The following is a 1,295-nucleotide window of genomic DNA, read 5'->3' on the forward strand; positions in this document are numbered from 1 at the left end:
TGAAGTCAGAAGTCAGAAGTCAAACTCTTGCGCTTACTTAGGTTTGAGACTTTTGTCATTTCCTAACTGCCCTGGCGACTGCTATATTAAGGGTAATTGTAATAACATGAGATAGCGTTTATCATAGCTATGAGGTACACTTTCCCTTTTTTACCTCTTGCCTTTTGCCTCTTGCCTTTTGCCTTTTGCCTCTTGCCTCTTGCCTTTTGCCTCTTGCCTCTTATCTGCTCCCTATTCCCTATTCCCTATTCCCTATTCCCTGCTCCCGATTCCCGATTCCCGATTCCCGATTCCCGTTCCCCTCCTGGGAGGGGTTAGGGGTGGGTGCCTCTTGCCTTTTGCCTTTTGCCTCTTGCCTTCCCCTCCTGGGAGGGGTTAGGGGTGGGTGCCTCTTGCCTTTTGCCTCTTGCCTCTTATCTGCTCCCTATTCCCTATTCCCTATTCCCTATTCCCTGCTCCCTGCTCCCGATTCCCGATTCCCGATTCCCGATTCCCTAAAACCCAAGAATAATTTATATTTCACCCAAATAATCATTATATGCTAAAAAACCCTTTCAAATTAGAAAAGCTGAAGATTCTTGTTTATAAAGATGAAGACCGGACTCAGAAAGACGGCACCTTTGAAGTCATGTTTAATCCGGAATCCTATTCTTTACAATACGGGAATGTTTATCAAAAAAAACAGGGAATTAATACCAGTAGTAGATCGGCAAAATATACTCTCACCAAACCAGAAGAATTGTCCCTCAAGTTAATTTTAGATGACACAGGGGTAGCAGATTATGGAGGTTTTGGATTTGCCGGAGCTTCATTAGTTGGCAATCTTTTAGGGACGAGAGATGTTGACAAGCAAGTCAAAAAGTTTCTTAAATTAACATTTGAGATGGATGGCAAAATCCATGAGCCTAAATTTCTCAAAATTGAATGGGGAAACTTAACTTTTGATTGCCGTCTCCAATCTGTTAATGTTAAGTATACACTTTTCAACCGTAGCGGACAACCGATAAGAGCTGAATTAGATACAGTTTTTATCGAGGATATAAAAGATTCCAAGCGAATTAAACTAGAAAAGAAAAGCTCACCCGATCTTACCCATACTAGAACTATAAAAGCTGGAGATAAGTTGCCTGTGATGGCTCAAGAGGTATATGGTGTGTGAAGGCTTAACTGGACTGTGGTCGTTGAATATGAATAACGGTTCGTTTTCTGCTCTGTAATTATGTCTAATGTTCAAGTAATTATTTATGCAGATGTAAGGGTCAAATGCGCGTGTACTTGCGCCTCTCTCCTGGGAC

3 protein-coding genes are annotated in these 1,295 nt (G+C 41.9%); all 3 read left to right on the plus strand.

What is annotated here, in order from left to right; all coding sequences use genetic code 11:
* Positions 1-129: 129 nt before the first annotated feature.
* Genes F6K20_RS38860 through F6K20_RS38870 form a run of 3 tightly spaced genes read left to right on the plus strand, consistent with a single transcriptional unit; the run spans position 130 to position 1,159 of the window.
* The gene (locus F6K20_RS38860; RefSeq protein WP_287298493.1) at positions 130-318 is read left to right on the plus strand and encodes a hypothetical protein; all 189 of its coding nucleotides are present in this window, start codon (positions 130-132) and stop codon (positions 316-318) included.
* Between the two features lie 6 nt (positions 319-324).
* Positions 325-498: a hypothetical protein gene (locus tag F6K20_RS38865; RefSeq protein WP_287298495.1), complete on the plus strand. Its 174-nt coding sequence runs from the start codon at positions 325-327 to the stop codon at positions 496-498.
* A 40-nt stretch (positions 499-538) separates the two neighbouring features.
* Entirely contained in the window at positions 539-1,159 is a 621-nt protein-coding gene (locus tag F6K20_RS38870; RefSeq protein ID WP_287298497.1) for a CIS tube protein, read from the plus strand.
* Positions 1,160-1,295 lie beyond the last annotated feature (136 nt).

Source organism: Moorena sp. SIO2C4 (assembly GCF_010672485.1).
In the GTDB taxonomy this organism is placed as follows: domain Bacteria; phylum Cyanobacteriota; class Cyanobacteriia; order Cyanobacteriales; family Coleofasciculaceae; genus Moorena; species Moorena producens.